The following is a 1897-nucleotide window of genomic DNA, read 5'->3' as shown; positions in this document are numbered from 1 at the left end:
GAGCCGTTCCCGCAGGGCGGATCGTTCGACGTGGCCGCCGCGCGGGCCGCCGCCACCCGCAGGACACCGCTGTCCGACGTCTACGCCGCCGACGCGCGGGCCGGTCAGGTCTACACCGGCGCGGCCAGGGCCGACGGCGAGGTCTGGGAGTGCCCCGGCGCGCTCGTGGCCGACCTGGCTGTGCCCGAGCACGCCGACCGGCCCGCTTTCGATCCCGCACTGCTGCTGGCCGGTGCGGTGGCGCCCGGATCGCTGCGCACCGGCGAGCCGGGCTCGTACCTTCCGGTGCACGTGGCGTCGTTCCGCGCGAGCCGGGCCCTGCCCGCCCGCTGTGTCGCCACGATCGACACCTCCGCCATCCGGTCGAGCGGGGAACTACTCACCCTGAGCGTGCGGTTCCACGACGAGCGAGGAGAACTCGTGGCCGAGCTGGAGGGCCTGTCCAGCAAGCTGGTCCGCACGCCCGGTGCGCCGCCGCGCACACCGGCCTCACCGGTGCTGGAGACGGCACCGTCGCTGCCGCCCGAGAGGCCGGAGGTCGGCGCGGAGGAGACCGTGCTGCGCGCCGTCATCGCCGAGCGCCTCGGGTGCGCGCCGGAGGAACTCGACGTGCGCGCCGGGTATTTCGAACTCGGCATCGACTCCGCGCAGGTGCTCGACCTGGTCTCGACCGTCGAGGCCCTCGTCGGGGAGAAGCAGTCGCCGACCCTGCTGTTCGAGCACACGTCCATCCGTGACCTCGCCGCGCACCTCGCGCCGCGCTACCCGCACGTGTTCGCGGCAGCCACCCGCGCCACGGCAGGGACCACGACGGGGACCACGGCGGAGGCCGGGGGCTGGGCCGAAGGGCTCACGCCGGAGGACGCCGACCGGTGGGTGGCGCGCGAGACTCTGGTGCGCCTTCGCGAACTGGGATTGTTCGCGGCGGGGCCGGAACCGAAGGAGGGCTTGGCCGCGCGATACGGCGTGGTGGCCAAGTACGAACGCTGGCTCGACGAGGCGATGCGCCTGCTCGCGGCGGCCGGGTTCGCCGCTGACGGCGAGGTGGTGACGCTCACCGAGGCCGGTGTGCGGGCCGCCGATCCCGCCGCCGACCCCGCATGGGCCGACCTGCGCGGACGGCTGGCCGCGGACTCGTACTGGGCGTCGCAACTGTCCCTTGTGGAGGAATGTGTCGCCGCCTTGCCTGCCGTGCTCACCGGGGCCCGGCCGGTGACGGAGATCCTCTTCCCCGGTGGCTCGCTCGACCGCATGACGACCGCCTACCAGGGCAACAGCATCGCCGACGGCCTCAACCGCACCGTCGCCGAGACCGTGGCCGCGTTCGTCCGCGACAGCGGGCGGCCGGTGCGGATCGGGGAGATCGGCGCGGGGACGGGCGGGACCACCGCCGTGGTGCTGCCCGCGCTCGACGCCGTCGGCGGGCCAGGGGAGTACTGGTTCACCGACCTGTCCCCGGCGTTCCTCACCAAGGCGGAGGACCGGTTCGGGCCAGGCCGGAGCTACCTTCGCTACGGGCGCTGGGACGTCGAGCGGCCCGGCGCGGCGGAGGCGCTGGTGGACGGGCCGTTCGACGTGGTGATCGCGTCGAACGTCCTGCACGCCACCCGTGACCTGCGCCGCGTGCTCACCAACGTGGCCGCCGCGCTGCGCCCCGGCGGGCTGCTGGTGATCAACGAGGTCACCCGCAAATCCGCGCTGCTGACATTGACGTTCGGCCTGCTGGACGGCTGGTGGCTCTACGACGACGAGGACCTGCGCATCCCCGGCGCCCCGCTGCTCAGCGCGCCGGGCTGGGAGCGCCTGCTGTGCGACCACGGTTTCGCGGTCAGCAGGCCCTCGGCCACCGACGGCGCGTTCGCGGAGGTGATCGTCGCGACGGCCGGTGGCGCAGGAC

The 1897-nt window shown here is 74.2% G+C and carries 1 protein-coding gene; it reads left to right on the top strand.

The features are described from left to right. On the top strand, window positions 1-1897 hold a 1897-nt coding region (locus SACXIDRAFT_RS21680; RefSeq protein ID WP_006240834.1), incomplete at both ends, for a methyltransferase.

Source organism: Saccharomonospora xinjiangensis XJ-54, assembly GCF_000258175.1.
Classification (GTDB): Bacteria; Actinomycetota; Actinomycetes; order Mycobacteriales; family Pseudonocardiaceae; genus Saccharomonospora; species Saccharomonospora xinjiangensis.
This window is presented reverse-complemented; position numbering and strand designations above follow the sequence as displayed.